The sequence below is a fragment of the Calothrix sp. FACHB-168 genome (genome assembly GCF_963889195.1).
Classification (GTDB): Bacteria; Cyanobacteriota; Cyanobacteriia; order Cyanobacteriales; family Nostocaceae; genus Aulosira; species Aulosira anomala_A.
In genome coordinates this window covers 580,431-607,428 of record NZ_CAWPNJ010000001.1, presented here as the reverse complement: position 1 = coordinate 607,428, position 26,998 = coordinate 580,431, and the positions used below count along the sequence as shown (strand labels likewise).

Below are 26,998 nucleotides of genomic sequence, written 5' to 3'. Positions count from 1 at the left end.
CTAAAGTGATAAAACCATCCCTTCACGGGCTAATAATGCTTTGGGGAATACAGACTTAACTTCAGATTGCACGCTGTCGAGAAAATCATCGTCATCATCTGGATGATAATGAGAGATAACTAAGCTTTTGACTGAGGCATGATGGGCTAAATCTACAGCAGTTTGCCATTGCAAATCAGCTAGATCGTGGTTATGTGCTGTTGGGGGATTATAAGTACCGTTAGCAATCAATAAATCTACCCCTGTAATTAGCTGTAAAATCCGCTCTTGTTCGACTTCATCAGGATTTTTGGGCAAATCTGTGATGTAAGCAACACTCAAATTCTGCCAGCTGATACGATAGCCAAGCGATCGCTGATGTTGATTAATTAATGCCGTATAAATCGTTACATCATCTAAGCTAACCTTGCTCCCCGAAGTCAGATTGTGGAAATGCAATTGTGATTGCATCACCTGTAAAGGATAGGGGAAGTGCGGCTGAAGCATTTGATCGTACAGACATTGCTTAATCGAAGCGCTATTGGAAGCTGCTGTACCGTAGATGTGGAAGTTATTTTTGGTGATAAATGCAGGCGCAAAAAAAGGAAAGCCTTGAATGCGATTTAATTGGGAGTTAGTAAAAAATATATGCGCTTCAATTGGCTGTTCCCTTTGCTGCCAAGTTTTACCCAGTACTCTTAAGCCAGTACCCCCATCAAAAATCAGTTCTTTTCCGGCTACGCGCATTTCTACACAAGCAGTATTTCCACCGTAGCGATTGGTGTTATTTCCTGGGGTAGCAATCAAACCTCTCACACCCCACAATTGCACCAAAAATTCTGTGGGGGGATGACTGAGGGGGGTAGCTTCCGTCTCAGTTAAGTAGCTCTGGGAACCTGACAGTTCAAAATTTGACATTGTCCTCGCATTTTAGACCTTACTGAGCAGGTCATCGTAGTGCCGTACTTCCAACAGTTGGTTTTTTTCGTCTACAATGACAACCGTAGGCGAGTAATTTTGTAACTCTTCCGGAGTAAACTGCCCGTAGGCCATTATAATCAGGCGATCGCCTATTATGCCTAGACGTGCAGCAGCCCCATTTAGCTCGATTACTCCTGAATAAGCTGGCGCAGGTATGGCATAGGTAACAAAGCGCTCGCCATTCGCCTTATTAACTACCTGTACCTGTTCGTAAGGTAATATACCCGCTTTTTGCAACAGAATGTTATCTATACTAATACTTCCCACATAGTTAACATTTGCCCCTGTCAGGGTACAGTTATGAATTTTTGCCGAAAGGAGAGTTCGCTGCATTTGATTTGGGTTTATGTAGCAATTTTTGCGTTCTGCAAATAGCAAAAGTTGTTAATATTGATGATTGCTTGACTCTGGTGATGTTAAAGAGTCATTGGTCATTGGTCATTGGTCATTGGTCATTGGTCATTTGTCATTTGTCATTAGTTATTCATTGGTTTGTTCTGTGCTTCTTCTTTTGTTTTAGGGATGGCGACATATAGCTTTTAGCTCATTAATTAGCAAAGCGACTCAGAATTGCTCGTTCTAGCAAATTAGTAATGGGTAATGAATCAATCGTCAACAATGCAAAAGTTAGTTTCTGAATTACTGACAACTGAAATATTACCCATTACTTTAACCGATTATGCTTGAGCAGCTTTGATACACTTTTCTACTAATGCTGTTACTTGCTCAACATCTTGCCATCCGAGAATTTCAGTTACTTTCTTTTCCAGATTTTTATAACTGCGGAAAAATTCAGCAATTTCATCCAAACGGTGCGATGGTATGTCTTTTAATGATTTTACTTGAGCGTAGCGTGGGTCTTTGTCAGGAACGCAAAGGATTTTTTCATCGCGATCGCCGCCATCAATCATTTCTAACAAACCAATTGGTCGTGCAGCAATTATACAGCCAGGAAAGGTTGGTTCATCGACAATGACAATACCATCTAGAGGATCGCCGTCATCAGCTAAAGTATTGGGTACAAAGCCATAGTCATAAGGATATTGTACCGAAGAATACAGGACTCGGTCTAGGGCAAAAGCCTGAAGATCTTTATCGTATTCGTATTTATTTTTGCTCCCACCGGGAATTTCAATGAGAACATTCAGCAAACCGGGTTTTGGTTGGGGTGGTATTAGGGATAAATCCACAACAAGGTTCCTCTCATAACAGGTAGATTTTGGGTGCAATTATTTAGGCTCCCCGTGTAGAATTTTATGGCCAAGATGGACAAATCTTAAAGAATTCTTTCGATTGGCGCTCAACAGTCATTTGTTAGAGACGCAATAACCCTTGTCTGTACAAGAGTCAATGGTCAATGGTCAATGGTCAACAGTCAACAGTCAACAGTCAACAGTTCATTGTCGAGAATTCTTAACCAATGACCAATGACAAATGACCAATGACAAATGACCAATGACAAATGACCAATGACAAAAAAGCGGCGATCGCTAAATTATCGCCGCTTTTTTTGTTTATTTGTCCCATTGACTGTGATTAATGGGATTTTTGGCTTTTTAAGAACCTGGAGTTGCGCCAGTGTTAACTAGATAGCTAGCCACAATTTTCAAAAGCATCCGAGTTATGCTTAACACCATCAAAAGAGAGTTATTTCATTCTCTTTGGTGCTGAGTACGTGCTGATGTTTTAGTATGAATGACTCTGCAATGCTTGTTTTGTGAATATTTTTTTGTTGAGATTGTTTAATCGTCCATTCGTGGCAAGTTATAAGTCAGAGATGGCTGATTATAGGGTAAATTTGTGGAAGAATAGTGGGCAATGACAAAAACTGGTAATGTCAAAGTTAAAAGAGCGATCGCAGTTCCCACAATGTCTGCCAACCTATGGGAATATGTATCGGTATTGGCAGACTGGCTATTTGAATTCATACAAAAAAATTGAAATTCACCAAATCACTTTAAGTTATGCTCTCTTGACGAGAGTATTACTACTATTGTAACTAATTTTTAGCTGCGAACCCTGAATTAATACAGAATCTTAACCACTTTGGTAACTAGCATAAATTCTGTTTATTGGCTGGAAAATTTAATACATTGTTCGCTACAAACATTTTCCCCATTCAGGCGTTCATTAATATTAATTAATACTTGCGCTAGGGAGGAATTGTTGAGTATTTCATGATTGGTAATGATGCATTATAAATTACAGTTCTTGCTGCTGATTTTTTCCAGAATTGAAACCTGATTGCATCAGTATAACATCTCTAAAACCCTTGTCTAAGGTAGTTATAAGGATAATTGCTGAATTTGTGCTACTTCACGCTAATACAGCAAAAGTACCGATTATGGCTTGGTTTTACGCACAATTCAACAGTGGTTATACGTAAATCAATTTTCGCTTTCCTTCTCGCTGTTGAGGTAGGTTTTTGCTCTATGAATTGACACCGGATAAATACAGATATATCTATCTTAGTTAGAGGTATTAATTCAGTTATTGCACTCACAACCATTTAAACTTTAGGTTCTCAATTGAAAATATTACTTTTGTTATTTTGTAAATCTATATATAGGTAGATTTATCTACTAATTAGCTGGATGTATAGAAAATTTTGCTGAATATTGTCTTCAAGATATAGAACAACAATTAAAACCAAGTGCGGCAGATAAAAAACTTTACATAAATAATTTTATAACACAATTCTCAATGAGAAAACCGCCGCAAAACGAGGGCGGTTTAGTTAAGCAATCGGAGGGTAGATATAGATTACTCTTGAACAACTGAAGATTTTTGTAGTCAAGATTGCAATTATTAAACTACCGTCTGCCGTAGGCTGTCATTGGTTCTTTAATAAACCGAATATATAGATGTCTAAAGGTAGATTTAATCACGCGGGGCATAGCAAAATCGATGGGGATTAACTTGTCTGGTAATTTCCAATTGTCTACTTTGAGTAAATCGGGTTCTAGGTGAGGAAAATCAATCTCAGCCAATTCGGGACATAAGCCTAATCTTTGGGAAGCGTCAACGGTAGGAACTTGAGAGGGTGATACATTGAGAATTTCCACCATTGCCCGATCTAGAGCAAAAACATTGGTGGCTGCTGCTAAAATTCCCAAGGGATGAGGTTCTCCATTACTAGGGCCATTGCCATCATGACCGATGATGCCATCTAAAATGGTTAAGTTGGGGTTAATAGCCTTAGCTGTTTCTACCAGCATTTCGCCAAAGCGGTTAGCGTCTTTCCCGGCTTCCATGTGCCACCAAGCTTTCATTTTCCCAGGAACACAGCCAAAAAGGTTTTTTACGCCTAAAGTTAATGTTAACTGGGCATGGGATTTGACTTTGGGTAAATTAATAACCACATCCGCCGCTATTGCTTCTTTGGATAACAATAAATGGTTGAAATTTTCGCTGACAGTTTCGTAGCGCTGTCCGTGAAATTCTACAATTGGTAGGTTGAGTTCTTCTAAAATGGGTTCATAGCCATTCGCGATCGCTACACCCTTAGCACTACCAAAAGCGGGACTATCGCCTAAAAATGGCTTACCGCCTGCTTCTATGACCATCTGGGCAACTGCATAAACCAGTTCGGGGCGTGTGGTACAATCTTTACCTGGACGCGCCCCAGTCAGGAGATTAGGCTTGAGCAAAACGCGATCGCCTTTTTTTACAAAAGCCGCCATTCCCCCCAAAGGTTCCAGCAGCGTTGTTAACGATTCACGTAGAGACTCGCGTTCGTAAGAAGTAGCACGAATTAAACTGACCGATGGTTTTTGGGTCTGCATGGATAATAAATTCAAATTAGTAAAGATAACAGAAAGAAGAAATTCTTCTTTCTTGTATCTTCCTATTATCTTTCTAATCTAAATTGTCTGCTTCTGGTGTGAGGGGTAAGATACCACTCATCTGTTCTAGATTTAACACGGTGGCTAATTCCGCCTCACTCATCAATCCTTTTTCCAAAACAATCTGTCTTAAGGATTTACCAGTTTCTAAGGATTCCTTGGCTACAGCTGCTGCATTCAGATATCCAATGTGGGGATTGAGGGCGGTAACTAAAGCTAAACTACCTTCAGCATAAGCTAAACAGCGTTCTTGATTCGCGGTAATGCCTTTAATGCAACGTTCCGTGAGGGCGGCGATGGTATTACCTAAAATTTCGATACTCTGAATTAAATTATAGGCAATCAAAGGCATCATCACATTTAATTCTAATTGTCCAGCTTGGGCGGCAAGTGCGATCGCATTGTCGTAACCCATAACTTGAAAACATACCATCGATGTCATCTCTGCCATCACCGGATTATACTTCCCTGGCATAATTGAGGAACCGGGCTGTACTGGCGGTAGTTGAATTTCCTTAAAGCCAGTTTTTGGTCCCGAATCCATCAACCGCAAATCGTGGGAAATTTTAACTAAATCTTGAGCTAAGTTGCGTACAGCACCGGAAACATTCACAAATGGTGCCATACTTTGCATCGCCGCCATTAAATGGGGTGCAGGTTCCAAAGGTGTATTTAGCAATTCTGCGAGAACTTCCACCACCCGCGCCCGATAATGGGGGTGAGTATTCATCCCTGTACCCGCAGCACTTCCACCCAAACCCAACACCATCAAATCGCCAGAAGCAGTGTAAATCCGGTTTTGATGTTCTGCAAGGATGTAAGCCCAAGCGCGGAAATTTTCACCCAACCGCACAGGTACAGCATCTTGCAAATGAGTTCTACCAGATTTGACGATATCTTGAAATTCTACCGCTTTGGCTTCAAGAGATGCGATCGCATTATCCAAAGCTGGGTGTAATGTATGCGTCAGCGCCAATAACCCACCAATGCGGATTGCTGTGGGAATTACATCATTGGTAGACTGTCCATAATTCACATGGTCATTGGGGCTGACTCTTTTATAATTGCCCTTTTCATCCCCCAAAATTTCCAAAGCCCGATTCGCCAGCACTTCATTTACATTCATGTGGTGAGAAGTACCCGCACCAGCTTGGTAGACATCCACCACAAATTGATCGCGTAACTTTCCTGCAAGTATCTCATCTGATGCTTGCACAATAGCCTGACTAATATCTTGGGGAATGCAACCCAGTTCGCCGTTAACAATTGCAGTAGCTTTTTTGATTAATAAACCAGCATCCACGTAAGTAGTTAACGGCTTAAGTCCGCTAATAGGGAAGTTTTCGATAGCCCGTAGGGTTTGGATACCGTAATAAACATTACTTGCAATTTGGCGATCGCCCATCGAATCCCGTTCGATGCGAAATTGGGAATTTGCTTGTTGAGTCATAGTGCCGATAATGATGTAGACAATCTCAGAACAAAGATCATCCCATGCTTAGGCGAAGATATGAAAATCCAATTTTCTCTCTGCGCCCTCTGTGCCTCTGCGGTGCAAAAATAATTTATAGGATTTATACATTAAGAGAAAATACAAAATCTATGTCATACCAATTATATATAAAAATGAATATACGGCAATTTTCAGGTAAATAGACCACATTGTAGGGGCACGGCATCTATCATCTTCTCGCATATACAATAATCTTACTGGTGCCGTGCCCCTACAGCCAAATATATATCAGGGTTGTAAGTTATTCTTTCAGACTAGTCACAAAAATGAGTAAATCATGATAATCTACTACTTTAGATAGATTACTTAATTATGATAATCATGTATATTTCTGCAAATTTGCCAAATTTAAAACAAAGTATTTTTTTAAAATAAATTATTTAATCAAAGAAAAATAATAATTAATCATGAGAGAACTTAAATCAGTAATAATTAAACTTAATTATAAAAAATAACTAAATATTAATGGCTAAAGTAGTTAAACTCAATATCATTAATGGTGATTTTGCGCAAGGTTTTAGAGTCCAAGTGGAAATTCGTCAAAAAGGTAGACTCATTGATCCAAAAATAGCAAATCTTCCTCCTGCACCTGATATTCCAGAGCTTTATCAGAATTTCCAAGAAATTTATAAGAATTTAGATCAGCCTTTTTTAAACTTTCAAATTCCCCCAGATCAGAACAACGAATTTCCTACCATAGCAGAGTGTATAGAAGCTGCTCAAAGATTGGAAATGCGTCTCGAAGAGTGGTTCAATCATCCTTCTATTCAAACATTGCGTCTTTACATAGAACAACACCTAAGAAGAACCGAACCTATTCAGGTCATTTTCCATACCGACAATGAAATACTAAAAAAGCTACCTTGGCATTTATGGGATTTATTTGAAATTTTTCCTAAAGCTTGGTTCTCCCTAAGTACGACCTTGAATATACATCAACCTAATATACATACACATTCTAAACCACTAAAAAGACCTGTAAGAATTTTAGCTATTTTGGGTAGCGATCAAAATACCGATCCAAATACCAATAATTTTGAACGTGATGGAAACTTATTCAACAATTTACCTGGTGCAAAAGTCAAAAAATTACCAACACCAACGCGCCAAGCACTTTGTCAAGAATTACAAAATGAGGACTCTTGGGATATTGTCTGTTTTTCAGGACACAGTTGGAGTATAAATACAAACAATGATGGACAATTGCAGATCAACCCTAGCGATAGTCCATCTATGAGAGAGTTAAGAAATGCATTTAAAGGCGCTATACAAAACGGCTTAAAATTAGTGATTTTCAGTTCTTGCGATGGTTCAGGTTTAGCAAATAAATTGATGCAATTTCAAATTCCCCAAGTAATTATTATGCGGGAACTGGTACCAGATGAAGTCGCATATCAATTTTTAAAAGAATTCTTGCAGTTATTTTCCCAAGGTGAATTGTTTTATCTAGCTGTGCGCAAAGCACAAGGGAATTTACAGAGTATAGAAAATCAATATCCTTGCGCTTCCTGGCTACCTGTTATTTATCAAAACCCTGCAGCAAAGTCGCCAGTTTGGCCTCACTTGATTAACATTTACAAGCTCAAAGATGGAATAAAAAAGCTTTGGCGTGAGTACAAATTAGCGATATGTATCTTTTTATTTTTGATATGCTGCTTTATAGTTATCTTATTTCCTCAAATAGAATGTACACTAAGTAATAATTGCCTTAATACAAATCCTCCTCCCACCCCCACAGTAACAGCACTTTCACCAACCCCTCCCTCAAATACTCAAACTGATTTTGATAAATTCTTCAGTCGTGGTGACAAACTTTTACGGGATGACCAACCTGAAATTAACAGGAATACAAACACCCAAATAACCAAAAAAAAAGAGGGAATAAATGCATTTCATGCACAACAATGGGAATCTGCTATTAATCATTTTAGAGAATCTTTACAATCATCAAAAAACGATCCAGAAACGCTGATTTATCTAAATAATGCGATCGCCGAGTTAAGAAAAAGCCAGGGACAAAACTATCTCAAAATAGCAGTAACTGTTCCTATTACTAGTGATCAAGAACGTTCTGAAAACATTTTACGTGGAGTTGCCCATGCTCAAAGCGAACTAAATTGCGGCAGTGTGGATAATATTATTAATTTTATTAACAATAATAACATTACAGCTTTGAATAGTTGCACAGGCGGCATTGGTATTAATAATAAGAAGCAACCATTGGTAGTTGAAATAGTAGACGATCAGGATAATGCAGACAATGTAGCAAAACTCGCAAACAATATTATTAAACCTGAGAGGAATATATTAGCAGTTATCGGGCACTATTCGAGTTCAACTACCATTGCATCTTTAAAAGAATATAACAATCAAATTGTGGTTATTTCTCCTACCAGTACCTCTTCTGACATAAATGAGTATGAGTTTCAAATTTTTCGCACTACTATTAATGACAATTATAGCGCTACAATTTTGTCTAGTTATGTTCAGAAAAGATTGAGATTGTTAAATCAAAGCGAGCCTCAAGATGCAAAATTTATTGTTGCATATACTAAAGGTAATCTTTATAGCAACTCTTTAAAAAAGACTTTTCAAAATTCGTTTGCGTTACCACAGTATGATGCAGAATTCGATCTGTTGACGCAACAACCAACCGATATTCTAAAACAAATAGAAACCAATAAGCCGACTGTTTTACTACTGATTACTTCTGCTAAAGGTACAACTTTAGATAATGCATTAACCATTATTGAGCAAGTTTCTCAGATTCCAAATCCAAATCTGATACTAATAGGTGGAGATTCTCTATCCTACAGTAAAACCAGGAAAAAAAATGTAGAAAAAAGTAACCTGGTGTTTGCTGTTCCTTGGCACTCAGATGACGAGCAATTACCTTTCAATATACAGGCTAATAATCTTTGGGGTAATAATGTAGAATTAGACTGGCGAAATGCTATGGCGTATGATGCAACTCAAGCAATTATTGCAGGGTTAAAGCAAATAAACTTACAATACAATCCCCAGAAGCTTCAACAATATCGCCAGCAGCTTAAAGAAAAACTTTTACAAACCAATCAATTTTTAATCCAAGGTGCTACGAAACCAGTAATATTTACTCAATATGGCGAACGTATACGTAACGATACGAATTCAGATGAAATTGGGGTATTGGTAAAAGTTAAATGTACTAGTAATAATTCCTGTAAGTTTGTTAAATATAATCTGCCAAAGCAACGTTGACACTAAATTTATCCGCCAAATCTGTGCTAAAGGTTATAGATACCCGACTTCTTAAAGAAGTCGGGTATCTGAACATATTGTTATTTACATTGCAAATTTTAAACAACAAAAAACTCAGTTACACTAGCCTCAGCTAAAGTAACATTGACACTAAATTTATCTCCTAAATCTGCACTAAATATAAACTGAATATAATTGTCTTCTTTCTTAGCTGTAACCGGATAAAAAATCTTCCCAGCTTCATCTAAACCCAGTAATTTTAACCCATCAGGTACAAAAGATTGGCTACCCATTGGATAAACTCGCAGTAGAATGGATCTTCTAGCATCAGGTGTGGGTAAAACTGCAACCATCAGCGCCACTGGAATACCTCCTAAACGCATACTTATATCAATTATTCTTCTTGCGCCAGTATCAGGATGTTGAGGGTTTATTTGTCTTAAAAGTTCAGCTGCTTTCCAGCGAATCCGCTCATCTTGAGTAGCTTGTATAAGCTGGCTTAAGGCTGTACTGGGTTCTAATTCAGCTAGAGAAATATTTTGTGGCTGGTTAGCGTATAACTGTGCAATCAAACGCCTAATACTGTGAGTATCATTGGGATCAACTCTTGCAGATGCTATGCTACGAAACCGAAAAGCCATACTAGGTGTTTGATTGCGAATAAGTTCTTCTACAGCTAGCCAACCTGCATCAAAAATATTATTTAACCAATTTTCTAAATACACAATTTTGGGAATTTCTGCAATCTGCTGTAATTGTTTTCTTTTTTCGCTTAAATACTCAGGAAATTCCTCTAGGGAATGCAAATTTTTTAAAGGTACATTTTCTTGTTCTGGTGCTAATTGTGGTAAAAATCCTAGTAGTGTGGCTTGTCTTAAAGATGAGTTTAGCTGTACTGCTACATAACCTATGCGATTCTCCCAAGCTTCAGAGGGTATTGTGAAAACTTCGGCATCTGTTAATATAGGGCGACATTCAAATTTACCCAAATTCTTGATGTTTAAATCCGCTATATCTAGAAATTTTTGCACTATTAAATTACGGCTATCGCTATTTTCCCAATCGCTTTCAAAACCCATGCATTTAAAGTAATGTTCTACTGCATATATAGCTAAAATATTAAGATAAACTTGTTTGGCTTTTTCTGGTTGATGATGTTGTTTACTATACTCTTGTGCTAAGGAATGTGCGCTAAAAGAAAGAGGTACGGTAAAAGTTAAAATTCCAGCAGAGTTAGTCATGATTAATCCTCGGTTAATTCTCATTGATTTTGTAAATTACATCGACACCTATAATTTTTCCTGAAAATATGGCTTTAATCTTGCCAATTCTCTAGAGAAAAAACTAGTAAGGGTGGTATTAGGTAAGTTTAACTTTTTGGAAAGATAAGTCATTTTGATACCTTCTATATATAAAGCTTTAGCAATATATTGAAAAGTTAGCTCTGGTTTGCCCTTGATATGCTTTTGAAATTGATTATCTGGGTCTTTTATTAGCAGTTCTCTGAGAAAATCACAATCAAATGCTAATTTTTCTTTTGCTAGTTTTTCTTTATAAGAATGTGAATTTTCTAATTCAGCATCAACCACAAATTCTTCTAATCCATCAAAAGATAGTATTTTTACTGAAGTCGTCCGTGAGTATTTTCTATAAACATCATGAAACTTATGCTTCAAAATACCGATAACCCAACTAATAAATAGCTGCCGTTGAGGGTTATAATTGTCAATATATCGGCTAATGGCAATTAAAGTTTCTTGCAATGCTTCATCAAATAGGTCTTGAAAAAGCTCATTTCGTAAGTTTGGATATATTGCTCTGAGACTTATTTTAAGTCTTGTAGTTTCTGATGGTTGTTGAATTGCTTGCAGCAGCTTATTCAAAGCCAGCTGTCTTTTAGGAGTTAGATGTGGTTGTTTTTGAACTTCTAGGGCGAGAAGTTTTAATTCATCATTAAAAGAGTGCTTTGGCTCATCAAAGGTCATAATAGTCATCATCCGGGGCCAGATAAAAGTGTTAATGCCTTATATACTCAGGTATACCCACGTTGGTTGAACCTCTAATGTTTAATCTGGAGAGGTAGAAGGGTTTAACGCAAAAGCCTAAATTTTTAATATAAGTTTACAAATTTAGGCAGAGAGCATGTAGTTACACTGCTGTTGGCGTTGAGGTGTAACAAAGTACTCACACCAAATTATCTACAGCAGTGACAAATGGGTAGAAGGGAACCAAGCCCAACAAGGGATTTACAAAAAATAAATTACCCATATTCCGTAGTGCGAGCATCTTGCTCGCTGTTGTTCTAAAGCGAGCGAGACGCTCGCACTACAAATTGATTGGGTATTTAAAAAATTGGATGTCCCCAAAGTCGCGATAATGTTGGGTTTCGTTCCTCAACCCAACCTACGCGGCTACCCGAATCAATCAACTGGAAAAGTCTCTCCCATAATTAAGTTGACACTTATAAGTAGTGTCAGAGCCAAACATATAATTTGGTTTGTTCTCTGCGAGTTAGCTAGTAAAAATTTAGGGAATTTGCGTAAAAGCTGGTAAGTTTTTCGGAATTAAATATTGAGAGGGTAAGCAAGCATTATTTTCTCAATATCGCTGATGAGTTTTCTCGGAGGACGATTTTACACTGACGTTGAGTAATACCAATTTCAATAATCTTTGCGACACATCAAAATATTATCGAGGGCATGGCAGTGCCAGTGCCCCTACAATCTGTCGCATTCTTTTTTCCAATTGGTATAATTAACAAAAATTTACTCTAGTCAAATAACTAAAAAATCTGTTCTTTTGCGTAAAAGTTAGAGAATACTTCAGAAGTAAATAACAAGACAATCAGCAAGTCTTACATTGATAATTCGTGAATCCAGGGTAAATATTATGTTGTCAAAAGCGCAACTACGATTTCAAACCTTCCTGTGGTTATCTGCATTATTTACTACTCTAATTCCCTTTAATACCGCTAAATCTCAAACTACTGAAACTGGACAATATCAAGTAGCAACAAAGTCTATTCAGGCGAAAACAATTAAGAATAATCCAGCTAAATTATCACCAGACAATTTACTAGCGGAGACTGTTAAGCCATCAGTTGTGCGAGTAGTTTTAGGCTGTGAAGCTAAAGTTTACTTGCCAAAAAATGGCAAAGTTTATAAATTAAGCCAAATCATTAGTCATGGTTCTGGTTTTTTTGTGCATCGAAGTGGCACTATAGCTAGCAATGCTCATGTAACACAGTTCAGTGCAGAGGAATGTCAATACATCTTAAAGTCAGAATTGTCTGACCAATTAAAGGATGATGGCAAAAATTTAGAAGATGTTGAAAAAGATTTGAAGTGGATTGAAAATAAACCAATCAACTTAGTTTATTTACCTAATGGCGAGCAACTTCCTTTTAAAATAATTATTTCTGGCGATCCTGTTGGTGAAGGTAAGGATGTTTCTATTATTCAGGTTAATTTAAAAAATGCTCCTGCTCTTAAGCTAGCAGATTCTGAGCAAGTCAAGCTGATGGATCAAGTAATAGCAGTTGGTTATCCAGGTGTAGTAGAAAGACTTCCGGTTGATTGGAAGGAAAATTCTTTTCAAGAAGCTACTTTTACTAAGGGAATAGTTTCTGCCAAAAAAACCCTCGATCCTGATATACCTGTGATTCAAATTAGTGCTGCTGCTGCGCCTGGAAATTCAGGCGGGCCAGTATTAAATGAACAAGGTGAAGTTATTGGTATGGTAACTTTTGGTGTACCTGACAGCAATAATTATATCTTTCTGTTCACTAGCAATACTATTCAAGAGTTCCTCCAAAAAGCTGGTATTATTAACGAACAAAGTTTAGTTAATCGACAATATCAGGAAGGTCTGCAATTTTACAATCAAGGAAATTACTCACAAGCATTGCAGCGATTTAAGTTAGTTAAAAGTCTTTTTCCGCAACATTCTGAGGTGGAAAAGTTTCTGAAAAATTGTCAAGAAATTATAGCTAGCAAAATCTAATACCTATTCTCTGTGAAGTTGTATATTAAAGCCCTCAGGCTAGAAGCCTGGGGCTATACAAACAAAGCCTGCGCAAGCAGGCTAAATTATATGCATCTTTGTATTGAATTGAGATACAGTCTAAGGTGTTGGGTGTTGTTTGTCTATTATAGAGCAGTGTATTGCAGAGTACACTGCTTATGTTATTTATAGTCAAATAATAAAAGTCAATTTTCTCTCTCTGCGCCCTCTGCTTATTCTGCGGTTAAGAAAATTTATTTAACCACAGAGACACAGAGAACACAGAGAAGTATTTTTACTATAAAGTAAAGACTACTCTTAATTAAAATGTAATATTTTAGAAATAACACTCAATTAAGCGCATATTTAAATGATTCAAAGCTTATAGCCTAGCTTTTCATGAGTATAATCTAATTTGATTCAGATTACAGTTACAAGACTGGCACATACCCACTATAAAAATGGTAGAGATAGAGTTAAGTTACTGTGAAATCTGCACGAGTGGTTAATCCAACAAGCACATACTGAATTGGCATCTATGACTTTGAAAAAGATGACGAGAACAGCCAAATAAGTATATCTGTTTGAGACAAAACCATGAGGCTAACAGAGAAATTCACCTAACAAGCGATCGCAGAATTATCAAAATCTATAACTCTGCGTTGAGATGTCTGTGCTGTGAGTAAAATTTTCAGCATGAAGTTGTTTTTTGCGACAAAAAATTAACTAATTTTTCACGAGCTAAAACTGACATTAAAACTTTTAGGAAATATCTGGCTAATCATCACAGGGTAATTACTTTTACCCTAACTTGTTCCTATCTTATTCCCAATATTTTCGGAGGTTGATAATTATGCTTTCAAATACTACTGTTTCTATAGTTGTAACCAGCGAAGTAGATGAAGATTTAGATGGCATTATTGATATTAATGCAACAGACAAAACCACTGATATCTATGATGCTAAAGGTAACAAAATAAGCTCGTTTTCTGAGTCTGATGTCGATAATGATGGCATCATTGATTCAATATTTAATGAGAAAAATACCTATGATAAAAAAGGTAACCTCACCAAATCAATATCTGAGTCTGATGTCGATAATGACGGCATCATTGATTCAAGTTCTAGTGTGAAAAAGACTTATGACAAGAAAGGTAACCTCACCAGATCTAAATCTAAATTTGATAACGATGGAGATGGCATCATTGATTCAAGTTCTAGTGTGAAAAAGACTTATGACAAGAAAGGTAACCTCACCAGATCAATATCTGAATCTGATAAAAATGGAGATGGCATCATTGATTCAAGATCCATTGAGAAAAAGACCTATGACAAGAAAGGTAACCTCATCAGTTTTGTCTCGGAAATTGATAATAATGGTGATGGCAAGATTGATTCAAGATCCATTGAGAAAAATACCTACGATAAAAAAGGTAACCTCATCAGTTTTATCAATTTAAGAGATAAAAATGGTGAGGTTAATTTCCGAAGAAATACTGATTATACTTATGATAAAAAAGGTAACTTAATCAATTTACTCAATCAAGTTGATAGCAAAGTTGATGACATTTCTAATTTCCGAAGAAATACTGATTATACTTATGATAAAAAAGGTGAATTAATAAAATCAGAATCAGTATTTGAACTTGATAAAAACAAGGATGGCATCATCGATAATAAAGAGATTACTACTAATAGTTATGACAAAAAAGGTAACTTAATAAAATCAGTGTTGAAAATTGATGACAGCGTTGATGGCACTATCGATAGAAAAGATATTACTACTAAAAGTTATGACAAAAAAGGTAACTTAATAAAATCAGTGTATACAGGCGATTACAATAATGATGGAATCATCGATAGAATAGAAAATACTACTAAAAGTTATGACAAAAAAGGTAACTTAATCAACTCAGTCCGTGAAGATGATTTTAAGGCTAATGGTATTGTGGATTTTAGAGACATTCTTAATAAAGCCTATAACAGTCAAGGTATCTTAATCAGCTCGGTATTTGAAGAAGATTTTGGTGCTGATGGTATTATTGATTACATAGATGCTCAGTTATATAATGACCAAGGTAACATAATCAGTGGAGTGGAAGCAATTTCTTACAATGCTAATGGCGTCTTTGATACAAAAACAACCTTTACTTTCACTTATACAGATAACCTCATCGGTACAGGCGATCGCCAAACTTTAGTCGTAGGAAGTGATTACTTAGCTGATGCGATCGCAGTAGATACTTCAAATATTTCTCAGTCACTAGAACTACAACAAGTATTTGGTTTGAATTCTCATAATCAAGTAAATCCACTATCAGACAAATTTACATTGGATCAAATGTTGTTGCAGGATCAGCCAAGATTAGGAAGTTCGTTGGGAATTATGGTTGATAACCCAATTCTCTAAATTTATTGGACTTAGGAAAATAGGACTTACGCATTGACAGGAAAAACCAAATATGGGGTATGGATTTCAGGCATTAAACCTTGATTTTTCGACACTTTTTAAGCGATCGCTATTTATCCAAAGATGATTAATTAAAGCCTGAAACGACCTATTTTCGTTAATTCACAAGATCATCAATTTGTACAGTGCGTAAGTCCTAGAAAATATGAAGACACAAAACACAAGGTAAAGCTAATACTGAGTCTTGTGTCTCTTTGTCCTCATTGTCCCTTTTCCCCAGAGAGATTGATAAAATCCTGTGATCATAGGCTTGTTTCCTGCGAACACATCAAGTAGAGCGTGAATGATATCAGTCAAATATAGCGCTTCTGGGTTGGATGCAATACAAAATTATATCGTCGCGTGTATTGGACTTAACCCATAACCTCTATATATCGTCAAATATAAGGATATTTTTCCAAAAATTCAGACATTTTATTGCTGAGTATGGTTATAATACTGATGGCATCGTTGATCGCTAACACATTGCCAATAATACTTATGACAGCAAAAGTAACCTAAGTAACTCAGTGTCTAAAACTGATTACTTATAATTGACCAAAGAAGGCATGAGCGGAGTCGAAACTCGATTACCGCGAAGTCGTTCCTGCAGGGTACCACATCACCCTTTCATGCATGGTGATGAAATTTTTTCATTGGGACTGCTTTCTTAAACTTACACTCTGACTAGATAAATTCGATTTTTATTTTGCATAAGATGATGAAAATCTCATGAAAATATATGTGTTTTCACAAACAATGCTAAATCACTATCTAAAAGTCATGAGTCTTGCAAAGAAAGTCACGCAAAAAGCGATCGCCCAATTACAGGAATTTGGATCTCTGCATCCAGATTCCCGTGGGGTGAAGCGGTTTAAAGCATGAAGGGCATTGTATATTTGCGGGATGAAATGCTTGGTTTTGTGGGGTAAGCCGGATGGACTGTCCCTTGTATTTCCAGGCTTAGAGGATGACCAACGCCACTTGCGACAACACTCTTAACCCGCAAGGGCTTAGTTACTCCTTTACAAGAATCATCCGTATTTTATGCAACACCGCATGAAGTTATATTTCACCAAAAACATTAGCCAATCTGTCACCAGTGACCACCGAGTATTAACACTTTTAGGAGATACCAGGCTGGTCATGGCAGAGTCGCTACGTTCATCACTACTTAATTTGAGTTCAATCTTTTTTGAGGTATGTAATTATGGCTTCAAATACTCCTGTTTCTGAATCTGTTACTTTTGAATCTGATTTCAATAGTGATGGCATCATTGATTATAGATCCACCACCAAGAGTACTTATAACACCCAAGGTAACCTAACTAGCTCAGTGTCTGAATTTGATAACAATGCTGATGGCATCATTGATAGCAGATCCATCATCAAGAATACTTATGACAGCAAAGGTAACCTCACCAAATCGGTCTTTGAAGATGATTTCAATGGTGATGGCATCATTGATAACAGATCCACCAGCAATAATACTTATGACAGCAAAGGTAACCTCACCAAATCGCTGTCTGAATCTGATTTCAATGCTGATGGCATCATTGATAGCAAATTCACCACCAATAATACCTATGACAGCAAAGGTAACCTCACCAAATCGCTGTCTGAATCTGATTTCAATGCTGATGGCATCATTGATAACAGATCCACCACCAATAATACCTATGACAGCAAAGGTAACCTGACCAAATCAGTGTTTGAAAATGATTTCAATGCTGACGGCATCATTGATAACAAATTCACCACCAATAATACCTATGACAACAAAGGTAACCTGACCAAATCAGTGTTTGAATCTGATAACAATGGTGATGGCATCATTGATAACAAATTCACCACCAATAATACCTATGACAACAAAGGTAACCTGACCAAATCAGTGTCTGAATCTGATAACAATGGTGATGGCATCATTGATAGCAGATTCATCAACAATAATACTTATGACAACAAAGGTAACCTGACCAAATCAGTGTCTGAATCTGATAACAATGGTGATGGCATCATTGATAGCAGATTCATCAACAATAATACTTATGACAACAAAGGTAACCTGACCAAATCAGTGTCTGAATCTGATAACAATGGTGATGGCATCATTGATAGCAGATTCATCAACAATAATACTTATGACAACAAAGGTAACCTGACCAAATCAGTGTCTGAATCTGATAACAATGCTGATGGCATCATTGATAACAGATTCACCACCAATAATATTTATGACAAGAAAGGTAACCTAACTCTTTCGGTGTCTGAATCTGATAACAATGTTGATGGCATCATTGATAGCAGATCCACCACCAATAATATTTATGACAAAAAAGGTAACCTAACTCTTTCGGTGTTTGAATCTGATTTCAATGGTGATGGCATCATTGATAACAGATCCACCACCAATAATACTTATGACAAGAAAGGTAACCTAACTCTTTCGGTGTCTGAATCTGATTTCAATGGTGATGGCATCATTGATAGCAGATCCACCACCAATAATACTTATGACAAGAAAGGTAACCTAACTCTTTCGGTGTCTGAATTTGATTTCAATGCTGATGGTTTGATTGATCAAAGAACAATCTCTAATACAAGCTACGATCGCAATCTCGCATCAGGTATTTTCCCACAATTACAACTAGGAGCTTTCAAGAGCGTTGAGTTTAAAAAAGGAGATATAACTGTTTTGTCTGGTGGTCTTACACATACGCAGTCTTTTGGGACTGGTGATCCGTATGTGGCAAGTTTCTATGTAATTGATGACACGCCCTAATATATAAATCCGATTTGATTTGAAGCAAGCTAGCAACAGCAGCGATTTGAGGAAAAGCCTTGACGCTGCGCTAGCACCATTGGACTGAGTCGGGAAGCCTTCGCTTCTCTTCTAACTCCTAATCGCTTTTCACCATAGAGATTGCTAAAATCCTGTTATCATAACAACTCACGCAGCAGGGTTTAAAAAAAGCGATCGCTATGCTTCAGTATCCCAACCTCGAACAAGCGCTAAAATATCACTTCGGTTATGACCGATTCCGTCCGGGACAAAGGCAAATTATCGAAGATGCGCTGCAAAATCGGGATTTGTTGGTGGTGATGCCTACGGGTGGCGGTAAGTCTTTGTGCTTTCAGCTACCTGCGCTGTTAAAGAAGGGTTTAACGGTGGTGGTGTCGCCGTTGATTGCTTTGATGCAAGATCAGGTGGAAGGGTTGCGCAATAATAATATCTCTGCCACCTTCTTGAATAGTAGTTTGAATGCTTATCAAGTGCGATCGCGGGAAGAAGCGATCCTCGCAGGTAAGGTAAAATTACTCTACGTCGCGCCAGAAAGGCTACTGAGTGAAAGATTTCTCCCCTTTCTCGATTTAATCAATCACCAAATGGGGATTTCTACCTTTGCAATTGATGAAGCGCATTGTGTCTCGGAATGGGGACACGACTTCCGCCCAGAATACCGTCAGTTAAGATCTGTGCGCAAACGTTACCCCAATGTTCCCACCGTGGCGTTGACTGCTACGGCTACGGATCGCGTCCGTAGTGATATCATTCAACAATTAGGGTTAAAGCAACCGAGTATTCACATTGCTAGCTTTAATCGGCAAAATCTTTATTATGAAGTCCGGGGGAAAACTAAATATGCTTATGCAGAGTTATTAGAATTAATTCGGGAAGCTTCTGGTGCAGTTATTGTTTATTGTTTAACGCGCAAAAAAGTAGAAGAACTAACATTTAAACTGCAAAAAGATAAGATTTCTGCTTTATCTTATCATGCAGGTTTACCTGATGAGGAACGCAGTAAAAATCAAACGCGATTTATTCGCGATGATGTGCGCGTCATGGTGGCGACTATCGCCTTTGGCATGGGAATTAATAAACCAGATGTGCGGTTAGTAGTTCATTTTGATATCCCCCGTAATTTAGAAAGTTACTATCAAGAATCAGGGCGGGCGGGTCGAGATGGGGAACCGTCGCGCTGTACAATCTTTTTTAGTTTTGGTGATATTAAAACTATTGAATGGAGTATCGATCAAAAAACCGATCCGCAAGAACAATTAATCGCCAAACAACAATTAAGACAAATGATAGATTACGCCGAGGGTACAGATTGTCGGCGGACAATTCAGTTAAGTTATTTTGGCGAACGTTTTGCGGGAAATTGCGGTAACTGTGATAATTGTCGCTATCCCAAACCAATGCAAGATTGGACAATTGAAGCGATGAAATTTCTATCTTGCGTGGCGCGTTGTAAAGAAAGATTTGGCATGTTGCACATTATTGATGTGTTGCGGGGTGGAAAAAGTCAGAAAATTATCCAAAACGAACATGATAAACTTTCTACATACGGGATTGGTAAAGATAGAACTGTGGATGAATGGCGAATGCTGGGGCGATCGCTTTTACATCAAGGTTTATTAGAACAAACTACCGATGGCTATTCTGTATTAAAGCTGAACGCTTTGAGTTGGGAAGTCATGCGAAAACAGCGCACAGTTAGCTTGGCTGTTCCTACAGTGCAAAAGATTACCTGGGAAGAAGGAAGCGAAAAAGCTGCGGATGCAGAACTGTTAATGCAAAGATTGCGATCGCTCCGTAAACAACTCGCTGATGAACAATCTGTAGCGCCTTACGTAGTTTTTCAAGATTCTACCTTGAAATTAATGGCGCAGGTACAACCAAGGAATTTAACTGAGTTTGCGAAACTTTCTGGTGTAGGTAGTCATAAACTCGCGCAATATGGCGAAAAATTTCTCGCAGAAATTCGCGCTTATCGTCAAGAACAAGGTTTGATAGATCCGCCAGATAATTCTCAACCGATGGGAAGAAATACCTTACCTTCTGATACAGAATTAGCGACATTACTATTATATCAACGGGGTTTGAGCGTTGAAGAAATAGCCCAAAAAAGAAATTTTCGCCCAACAACTATTATTAGACATCTAGAAGATTTAATTGCCAAAAATCAACCAGTAGATATAAATCAATTAGTTCCTTTAGAAAAGCAAAAGAAAATTTGGCAAGTTTTAGAAGTGTTGGGTGATATTGCACTCACCCCAATTCGCGAACAGTTGGGAGAGAATTATAGTTATGATGAAATTCGCTTAGTCAGGGGAAAATGGCGACGAGAAAAGGGGAAGTAATTATGAATTCAAAATTCAAAATTCAAAATTCAAAATTCAAAATTCAAAATTCAGGTAAATGAGGTACGCGCTTCGGGGCATGGCAGTGCCAGTGCCCCTACAATCAACGATCATCTGTACCTCAGCAACTGGCAATTCGCTGTATCATCAAATCGTCTACCATCAATATCCGCGTTACCCCACCCCTGTTTTGTCTAAAGCCAAAACTTCCCCTCCCCGTAAACGGGGAGGGGTTAGGGGAGGGGTAAAAGACTTGTGGGGCAAGCTTTTGAACTTACAGCAGTTTTCACGTATTTGAAGCACATCTGTCGTAGGGGCATGGCACCAGTAAAATTATTGTATGTACCAAAAGATTGTCGATGCCGTGCCCCTACAGCGTGGTCTATTTACCTGAAAATACCTGTAAGTTGACATCAATGCAGTGCCCTACAATCAACGATAATCTGTGCCTCACTGGCAATCTGCTGTAATTACGAATTACGTAGGCGCAAGCCTTCCCGCAGGGTATTACGAATTACGAATTAACCATTTGCCACTTGAAGGTACTAAAGTTACGCCGCGACGTTGAGGTTTAACTGGATAATTTTCGACTAATTTTAAATCCATATTCGCTACAACTGTCGCCAAAATTAGTTTCATTTCAAATAATGCAAAAGCCATGCCTATACAACGCCGATTACTACCGCCAAAAGGTAGATATTCATATAGTGAATATTGTTTATCTAAAAATCTTTCTGGGATAAATTTGTCTGGTTCAGGGTATAAATCTGGACGATGATGCATTAAATAAATACAGCCAGTTAAGTTTGTTCCTGGTGCAAATTTATGACCCATAATTTCTATAGGTGACTTGACAATGCGGGGAATAGTAATCATTGCAATAGGATAAATCCGCAGTGTCTCTTGACATACAGCTGTTAAATAAGGAAGACGGGCGATTTCATTGAAATCTGCATCGTGAAAACTATTCAATTCAGCTAATAGTTTCTCGCGGACTGCGGGTAGATGGTGAACCCAGTATAATGCCCATGTTAAAGCCGAAGCTGTAGTATCATGCCCAGCGAGAAGTAAAGTCATTAACTCATCGCGTAACTCTACATCAGTCATGGCTTCGCCATTTTCATCACGGGCTGACATCATCAAAGAAAGAATATCATTGCGGCTGGCATCTGGATGATTTCTGCGTTCTTCAATTTCTGCATAGATTAATTTGTCAATTTCTTCTCGTAGATGGAGAAAATTTCCCCAAGGACTCCAGCGTCCTAAATTTATTCGTAACGCAGGGAAAAAAGATAATGTAGAGCGTAAGGAAGAAGATGATAAGCCCAAAATTGCGCATAAGCTTGTTCGCAATTGATTGTAGCGATCGCCTTTTTGTAGTCCAAACACCGCTTGTAAAATTACCTGCAAAGTAATTTCTTGCATGGATTTAGCCGCAGAGAAAGGTTCGCCAATTTGCCATTTAGCGATCGCATCTTTGGTAAGTCCTGTAATTAAATCGCCATAAGCCTTCATGCGATCGCCATGAAAAGGCGGTGTTAATAATTTTCTTTGACGTTGATGAGTTTTTCCTGTGATGAGTAATAAGGAATTATCCCCTAATAATGGTTGTAAAATTGTGGCTGTACTTCGAGAGTCTAGCTTTTCTGCATGAGTGGTAAAAATATCTTGAATAGCTTGGGGATGGCTAAGAAATACCATTGGCTGTTTGTTGATTAGCCATAGGGTAAATAAATCGCCACAACTTTTCTTAGATGCGGACATGAGATGCAATGGATTATAAATCCACTGCAATAGCTGCATAAATTTGGGAATTTTGGGACTATCGGGAAGTGACATAAAATTCGGTGAGTTTTGCTGGTGCGGGAATTGAGGAAACTTGAGATTCAACTACTGTATATAGCAATCATATTTGATATATAAACAAAAGGGACAAGGAGGACAAGGAGGACAAGGGGGACAAGGAAGTTAAAGAGGGAACTCTTAACGGGTAACAGGGAACAGAATGTAATGTATGTGGATTTAAACCCCACCTAAAACTTGCTACTTTGTAGAATTAGGGGTCTTTTACTCCTGGAGGGAATAGGGAATAAGAAAAACTGTTCCCTGTTCCCTGTTCCCTATTCCCTTTTTTGATGAGTATTTATGACTTGTTTAAGATTGCTATAGGTTCAAGTATAAATACAGAACATATTGTATAGTTTATTTCTATTTTTATTTTGAAATCGTAATATTAACCCACGACTTCTTTATTAAAAGACTACAATTTGGTTGGTAGCTTCCACAATTTATCTGTGTAATACTCAGAAGCTGCTCAAGTTATTTTTAAACGGGAGGTCAGGTAATGGCTATCGCCACCATTAATCCCGCTACTGGGGAGACGCTCAAAACCTTTGAGGCGCTGAATGATACCGAAATCGCTGCTAAGTTGGATTTAGCCGGTCAGGCTTTTGAGCATTACCGCAAAACTAGTTTTCAAGAGCGATCGCAATGGCTGCAAAAAGCTGCCGATATTCTCGAGCAAGAAAAGGCTGAATTTGCTCAAGTGATGACTCTGGAAATGGGTAAGCCTTTGAAAGCTGCGATCGCGGAAGCTGAAAAATGCGCCCTTGTCTGTCGCTACTACGCCGAACATGCTGCCACTTTCTTAGCTGATGTATCCGTAGAAACCGATGCAAGTAAGAGTTTTGTCCGCTACCAACCTTTAGGTGTAATTCTGGCTGTGATGCCGTGGAATTTCCCCTTTTGGCAAGTGTTTCGCTTTGCTGCACCGGCATTCATGGCGGGTAATGTAGGTTTACTCAAACATGCTTCTAATGTACCTCAATGCGCCTTAGCAATTGAAGATATATTTTTACGGGCAGGTTTTCCCCAAGGTGTGTTTCAAACTCTGTTAATTGGGGCGGCGCAAGTTGCCGATATCATGACTGATGACAGAGTTAAAGCTGCTACCTTAACGGGAAGCGAACCCGCAGGCATATCTTTAGCAGTAGCGGCGGCAAAGCAAATTAAAAAGACAGTTTTAGAATTAGGTGGCAGCGATCCTTTCATCGTGTTAGAGAGTGCTGATTTAACAGCAGCAGTTGTCACAGCAACTACAGCAAGAATGTTAAATAACGGGCAATCTTGTATAGCAGCGAAACGTTTTATTGTTGCAGAAGCGATCGCTGATAAATTTGAAAAACTGTTGTTAGATAAATTCCTGGCCTTAAAAGTTGGCGATCCTATGCAACTAGACACTGACTTAGGCCCCTTGGCAACTCCTGGTATTCTTGAGGATTTAGACCAACAAGTACAAGCTGCTGTCAAAAGTGGCGGAAAAGTTCTCACCGGTGGACAGGCAATAGCCGATCGTCCTGGTAATTACTATGCACCGACGATTATCACAGATATCCCCCAAGATAGTGCGATCGCCCAAGAAGAATTTTTCGGGCCAGTAGCGTTACTATTCCGCGTCCCTGATATTGATGCAGCCATAAAACTGGCTAATTCCGTACCCTTTGGCTTAGGCGCTAGCGCTTGGACAACCAACGAACAAGAATGCGATCGCTTAGTCGAAGAAATCGAAGCCGGTGCCGTATTTATCAACGGTATGGTCAAATCCGACCCCCGTCTACCTTTCGGCGGTATAAAACGTTCTGGCTATGGCAGAGAATTGAGTATCCAGGGGATACATGAGTTTGTCAATGTTAAAACAGTGTGGGTCAAATAAATAGTCAATGGTCAATAGTCAATAGTCAATAGTTAATAGTCAAGCAACAACTGACAATTGTACAGACGCGATTTATCGCGTCTCTACTGACAAAATAGAGGAAATCAAATGAATACAGCAGAGTTATTAGTTCAATGTTTAGAAAATGAAGGTGTAGAATACGTTTTTGGTCTTCCTGGTGAAGAAAATTTGCATGTTTTAGAAGCCTTAAAAAAATCTTCCATTAAATTTATCACTACCCGTCACGAACAAGGTGCAGCTTTTATGGCTGATGTCTATGGACGTTTGACGGGGAAAGCTGGGGTATGTCTTTCTACTCTTGGCCCTGGGGCGACAAATTTAATGACAGGCGTTGCTGATGCTAACCTCGATGGTGCGCCTTTAGTCGCCATTACCGGACAAGTGGGAACAGATAGAATGCACATTGAATCCCACCAATATTTAGATTTAGTGGCAATGTTTGCCCCGGTTACTAAGTGGAATAAACAAATTGTCCGACCTAGTATTACACCAGAAGTTGTCCGCAAAGCCTTTAAGCGATCGCAATCAGAAAAACCTGGGGCAGTACATATTGATTTACCCGAAAATATTGCGGCTATGTCTGTAGAAGGCAAGCCATTACGTAAAGATAAAATTGAAAAAACCTATGCATCTTTTGCGAGTATTCGTGCAGCCGCAGCCGCAATTTCTCAAGCCGTAAATCCCTTAATTTTAGTTGGGAATGGGGCGATTCGTGCCCAAGCTAGTGATGCTGTTACTCAATTTGCCACCCAATTAAATATTCCTGTAGCTAATACTTTTATGGGTAAAGGTGTCATTCCCTATACCCACAACTTAGCCCTATGGTCAGTAGGATTGCAACAACGAGATTTCATTACTTGTGGCTTTGATAACACAGATTTAGTAATTGCTATTGGCTACGATTTAATCGAGTTTTCTCCCAAAAAATGGAATCCTGACGGGGAAATTCCCGTTATTCATATCGGTTTAAGTGCGGCGGAAATTGACAGCAGTTATATACCCTGTGCTGAAGTCATTGGTGATATTTCTGATTCAGTGTTTGAAATTTTAAAATTAGCAGATAGACAAGGTAAACCTAATCCCTACGCTATTAGCTTACGCGGAAATATTCGCGCTGATTACGAAGAACACGCCCATGATGATGGCTTCCCCATTAAACCGCAAAAATTAATTTATGATTTGCGTCAAGTCATGGGGCCAGATGATATTGTCATCTCTGATGTGGGTGCGCATAAAATGTGGATGGCTCGCCATTATCATTGTCATAGCCCTAATACTTGCATTATTTCTAATGGTTTTGCGGCAATGGGAATTGCGATTCCCGGTGCTTTAGCTGCAAAACTTGTCTACCCGAACCGCAAAGTTGTCGCTGTCACTGGCGATGGCGGTTTTATGATGAACTGTCAGGAATTAGAAACAGCTTTGCGTGTGGGGACTCCCTTTGTCACCCTCATATTTAATGATGGTGGTTATGGGTTAATTGAATGGAAACAAGAAAATCATTTCGGCCCCGGACAATCAGCTTTTGTTCGGTTTGGTAATCCTGATTTTGTCAAATTAGCTGAAAGTATGGGGTTAAAAGGTTACAGAGTTGAAGCTGCGACTGATTTAATTCCTGTACTTAAAGAAGCTTTAGCGCAAGATGTACCTGCGGTGATTGATTGTCCGGTAGATTATCGCGAAAATCGCCGCTTTACGCAAAAAGCCGGTGAGTTAAGTTGTTCGGTGTAGTTATTTAGCTGTCACCCCACCCCGGCTTTGCTGACGCAAAACCTCCCCTCCCCGTAAACGGGGAGGGGATTAAGGGGAGGGGTAAAAGGCATATGGAGTAAGCGTTTTAGCTTAAGTTGACACCAATGGGCAATGCCATGCCCTCTTGAATATATTGATGTGCCGCCAACACTATTTAAATTGTTATTACCATCGTTAAATCAATAATAATATTATTTTTTCATCAAAAAATAAAAGTCGGTAGATAGTAAGTAAACCCTGACTTTTGCGATCGCAGTCTTGAGTACATATCTAATATTTAGATTAAAAAATATTAAAAACTTATTAATATTTAACCCTTGATTGTGAATTTTTTAAAAATACTGACTTGACATACT

Annotated in this window: 16 protein-coding genes; 7 read left to right on the top strand and 9 right to left on the bottom strand. The window is 38.3% G+C overall.

What is annotated here, in order from left to right; genetic code table 11:
* From AACW45_RS02485 to AACW45_RS02460, 6 genes are all read right to left on the bottom strand, one after another.
* A complete protein-coding gene (locus tag AACW45_RS02485; protein ID WP_190627255.1) occupies positions 1 to 897 on the bottom strand; it encodes an MBL fold metallo-hydrolase in 897 nt (298 codons plus the stop codon).
* A gap of 12 nt (positions 898 to 909) precedes the next feature.
* The gene (gene panD / locus AACW45_RS02480; protein ID WP_190543922.1) at positions 910 to 1,293 is read right to left on the bottom strand and encodes an aspartate 1-decarboxylase; all 384 of its coding nucleotides are present in this window, start codon (positions 1,291 to 1,293) and stop codon (positions 910 to 912) included.
* A gap of 344 nt (positions 1,294 to 1,637) precedes the next feature.
* Positions 1,638 to 2,150 carry an inorganic diphosphatase gene (locus AACW45_RS02475; RefSeq protein ID WP_096644415.1) on the bottom strand — a complete coding sequence of 171 codons (513 nt, stop codon included), beginning with the start codon at positions 2,148 to 2,150 and terminating at the stop codon, positions 1,638 to 1,640.
* Between the two features lie 552 nt (positions 2,151 to 2,702).
* Complete coding sequence (locus AACW45_RS02470; protein WP_190627253.1) at positions 2,703 to 2,888, bottom strand: hypothetical protein; 186 nt, start codon at positions 2,886 to 2,888, stop codon at positions 2,703 to 2,705.
* A gap of 885 nt (positions 2,889 to 3,773) precedes the next feature.
* Positions 3,774 to 4,745, bottom strand: coding sequence for a DUF362 domain-containing protein (locus AACW45_RS02465; protein ID WP_190627251.1), 972 nt, complete (start codon positions 4,743 to 4,745; stop codon positions 3,774 to 3,776).
* A 73-nt stretch (positions 4,746 to 4,818) separates the two neighbouring features.
* On the bottom strand, positions 4,819 to 6,255 hold the full coding sequence (locus AACW45_RS02460) for an aspartate ammonia-lyase (protein WP_190627249.1): 1,437 nt from the start codon (positions 6,253 to 6,255) through the stop codon (positions 4,819 to 4,821).
* A gap of 528 nt (positions 6,256 to 6,783) precedes the next feature.
* Between AACW45_RS02460 and AACW45_RS02455 the strand changes: the two genes are divergently transcribed.
* Complete coding sequence (locus AACW45_RS02455; RefSeq protein ID WP_190627247.1) at positions 6,784 to 9,558, top strand: ABC transporter substrate-binding protein; 2,775 nt, start codon at positions 6,784 to 6,786, stop codon at positions 9,556 to 9,558.
* 98 nt (positions 9,559 to 9,656) lie between these two features.
* On the opposite strand, the gene AACW45_RS02450 is transcribed toward AACW45_RS02455, so the two are convergent.
* Both AACW45_RS02450 and AACW45_RS02445 read right to left on the bottom strand, forming a co-directional pair.
* Positions 9,657 to 10,799: a DUF1822 family protein gene (locus AACW45_RS02450; protein WP_190627245.1), complete on the bottom strand. Its 1,143-nt coding sequence runs from the start codon at positions 10,797 to 10,799 to the stop codon at positions 9,657 to 9,659.
* Between the two features lie 48 nt (positions 10,800 to 10,847).
* On the bottom strand, positions 10,848 to 11,543 hold the full coding sequence (locus AACW45_RS02445) for a hypothetical protein (RefSeq protein ID WP_190627242.1): 696 nt from the start codon (positions 11,541 to 11,543) through the stop codon (positions 10,848 to 10,850).
* Between the two features lie 904 nt (positions 11,544 to 12,447).
* On the opposite strand from AACW45_RS02445, the gene AACW45_RS02440 reads away from it, so the two are divergent.
* The 4 genes from AACW45_RS02440 to recQ all read left to right on the top strand — a co-directional run bounded on the left by AACW45_RS02440 (position 12,448) and on the right by recQ (position 21,157).
* The gene (locus AACW45_RS02440; protein WP_190627240.1) at positions 12,448 to 13,560 is read left to right on the top strand and encodes a S1C family serine protease; all 1,113 of its coding nucleotides are present in this window, start codon (positions 12,448 to 12,450) and stop codon (positions 13,558 to 13,560) included.
* A gap of 853 nt (positions 13,561 to 14,413) precedes the next feature.
* Positions 14,414 to 15,970, top strand: a complete 1,557-nt coding sequence (locus AACW45_RS02435) for an RHS repeat domain-containing protein (RefSeq protein ID WP_190627238.1) — start codon at positions 14,414 to 14,416, stop codon at positions 15,968 to 15,970.
* A 1,249-nt stretch (positions 15,971 to 17,219) separates the two neighbouring features.
* The gene (locus AACW45_RS02430; RefSeq protein ID WP_190627236.1) at positions 17,220 to 18,794 is read left to right on the top strand and encodes a hypothetical protein; all 1,575 of its coding nucleotides are present in this window, start codon (positions 17,220 to 17,222) and stop codon (positions 18,792 to 18,794) included.
* A 200-nt stretch (positions 18,795 to 18,994) separates the two neighbouring features.
* A complete protein-coding gene (recQ, locus tag AACW45_RS02425) occupies positions 18,995 to 21,157 on the top strand; it encodes a DNA helicase RecQ (protein WP_190627234.1) in 2,163 nt (720 codons plus the stop codon).
* Between the two features lie 507 nt (positions 21,158 to 21,664).
* Here the strand turns inward: recQ and AACW45_RS02420 are convergent.
* Positions 21,665 to 22,996: a cytochrome P450 gene (locus AACW45_RS02420; protein WP_190627231.1), complete on the bottom strand. Its 1,332-nt coding sequence runs from the start codon at positions 22,994 to 22,996 to the stop codon at positions 21,665 to 21,667.
* A 505-nt stretch (positions 22,997 to 23,501) separates the two neighbouring features.
* Between AACW45_RS02420 and AACW45_RS02415 the strand changes: the two genes are divergently transcribed.
* On the top strand, positions 23,502 to 24,869 hold the full coding sequence (locus AACW45_RS02415; RefSeq protein WP_190627230.1) for an NAD-dependent succinate-semialdehyde dehydrogenase: 1,368 nt from the start codon (positions 23,502 to 23,504) through the stop codon (positions 24,867 to 24,869).
* A gap of 108 nt (positions 24,870 to 24,977) precedes the next feature.
* Positions 24,978 to 26,621 carry an acetolactate synthase large subunit gene (locus tag AACW45_RS02410; protein ID WP_190627227.1) on the top strand — a complete coding sequence of 548 codons (1,644 nt, stop codon included), beginning with the start codon at positions 24,978 to 24,980 and terminating at the stop codon, positions 26,619 to 26,621.
* The last annotated feature ends 377 nt before the right edge of the window (positions 26,622 to 26,998 follow it).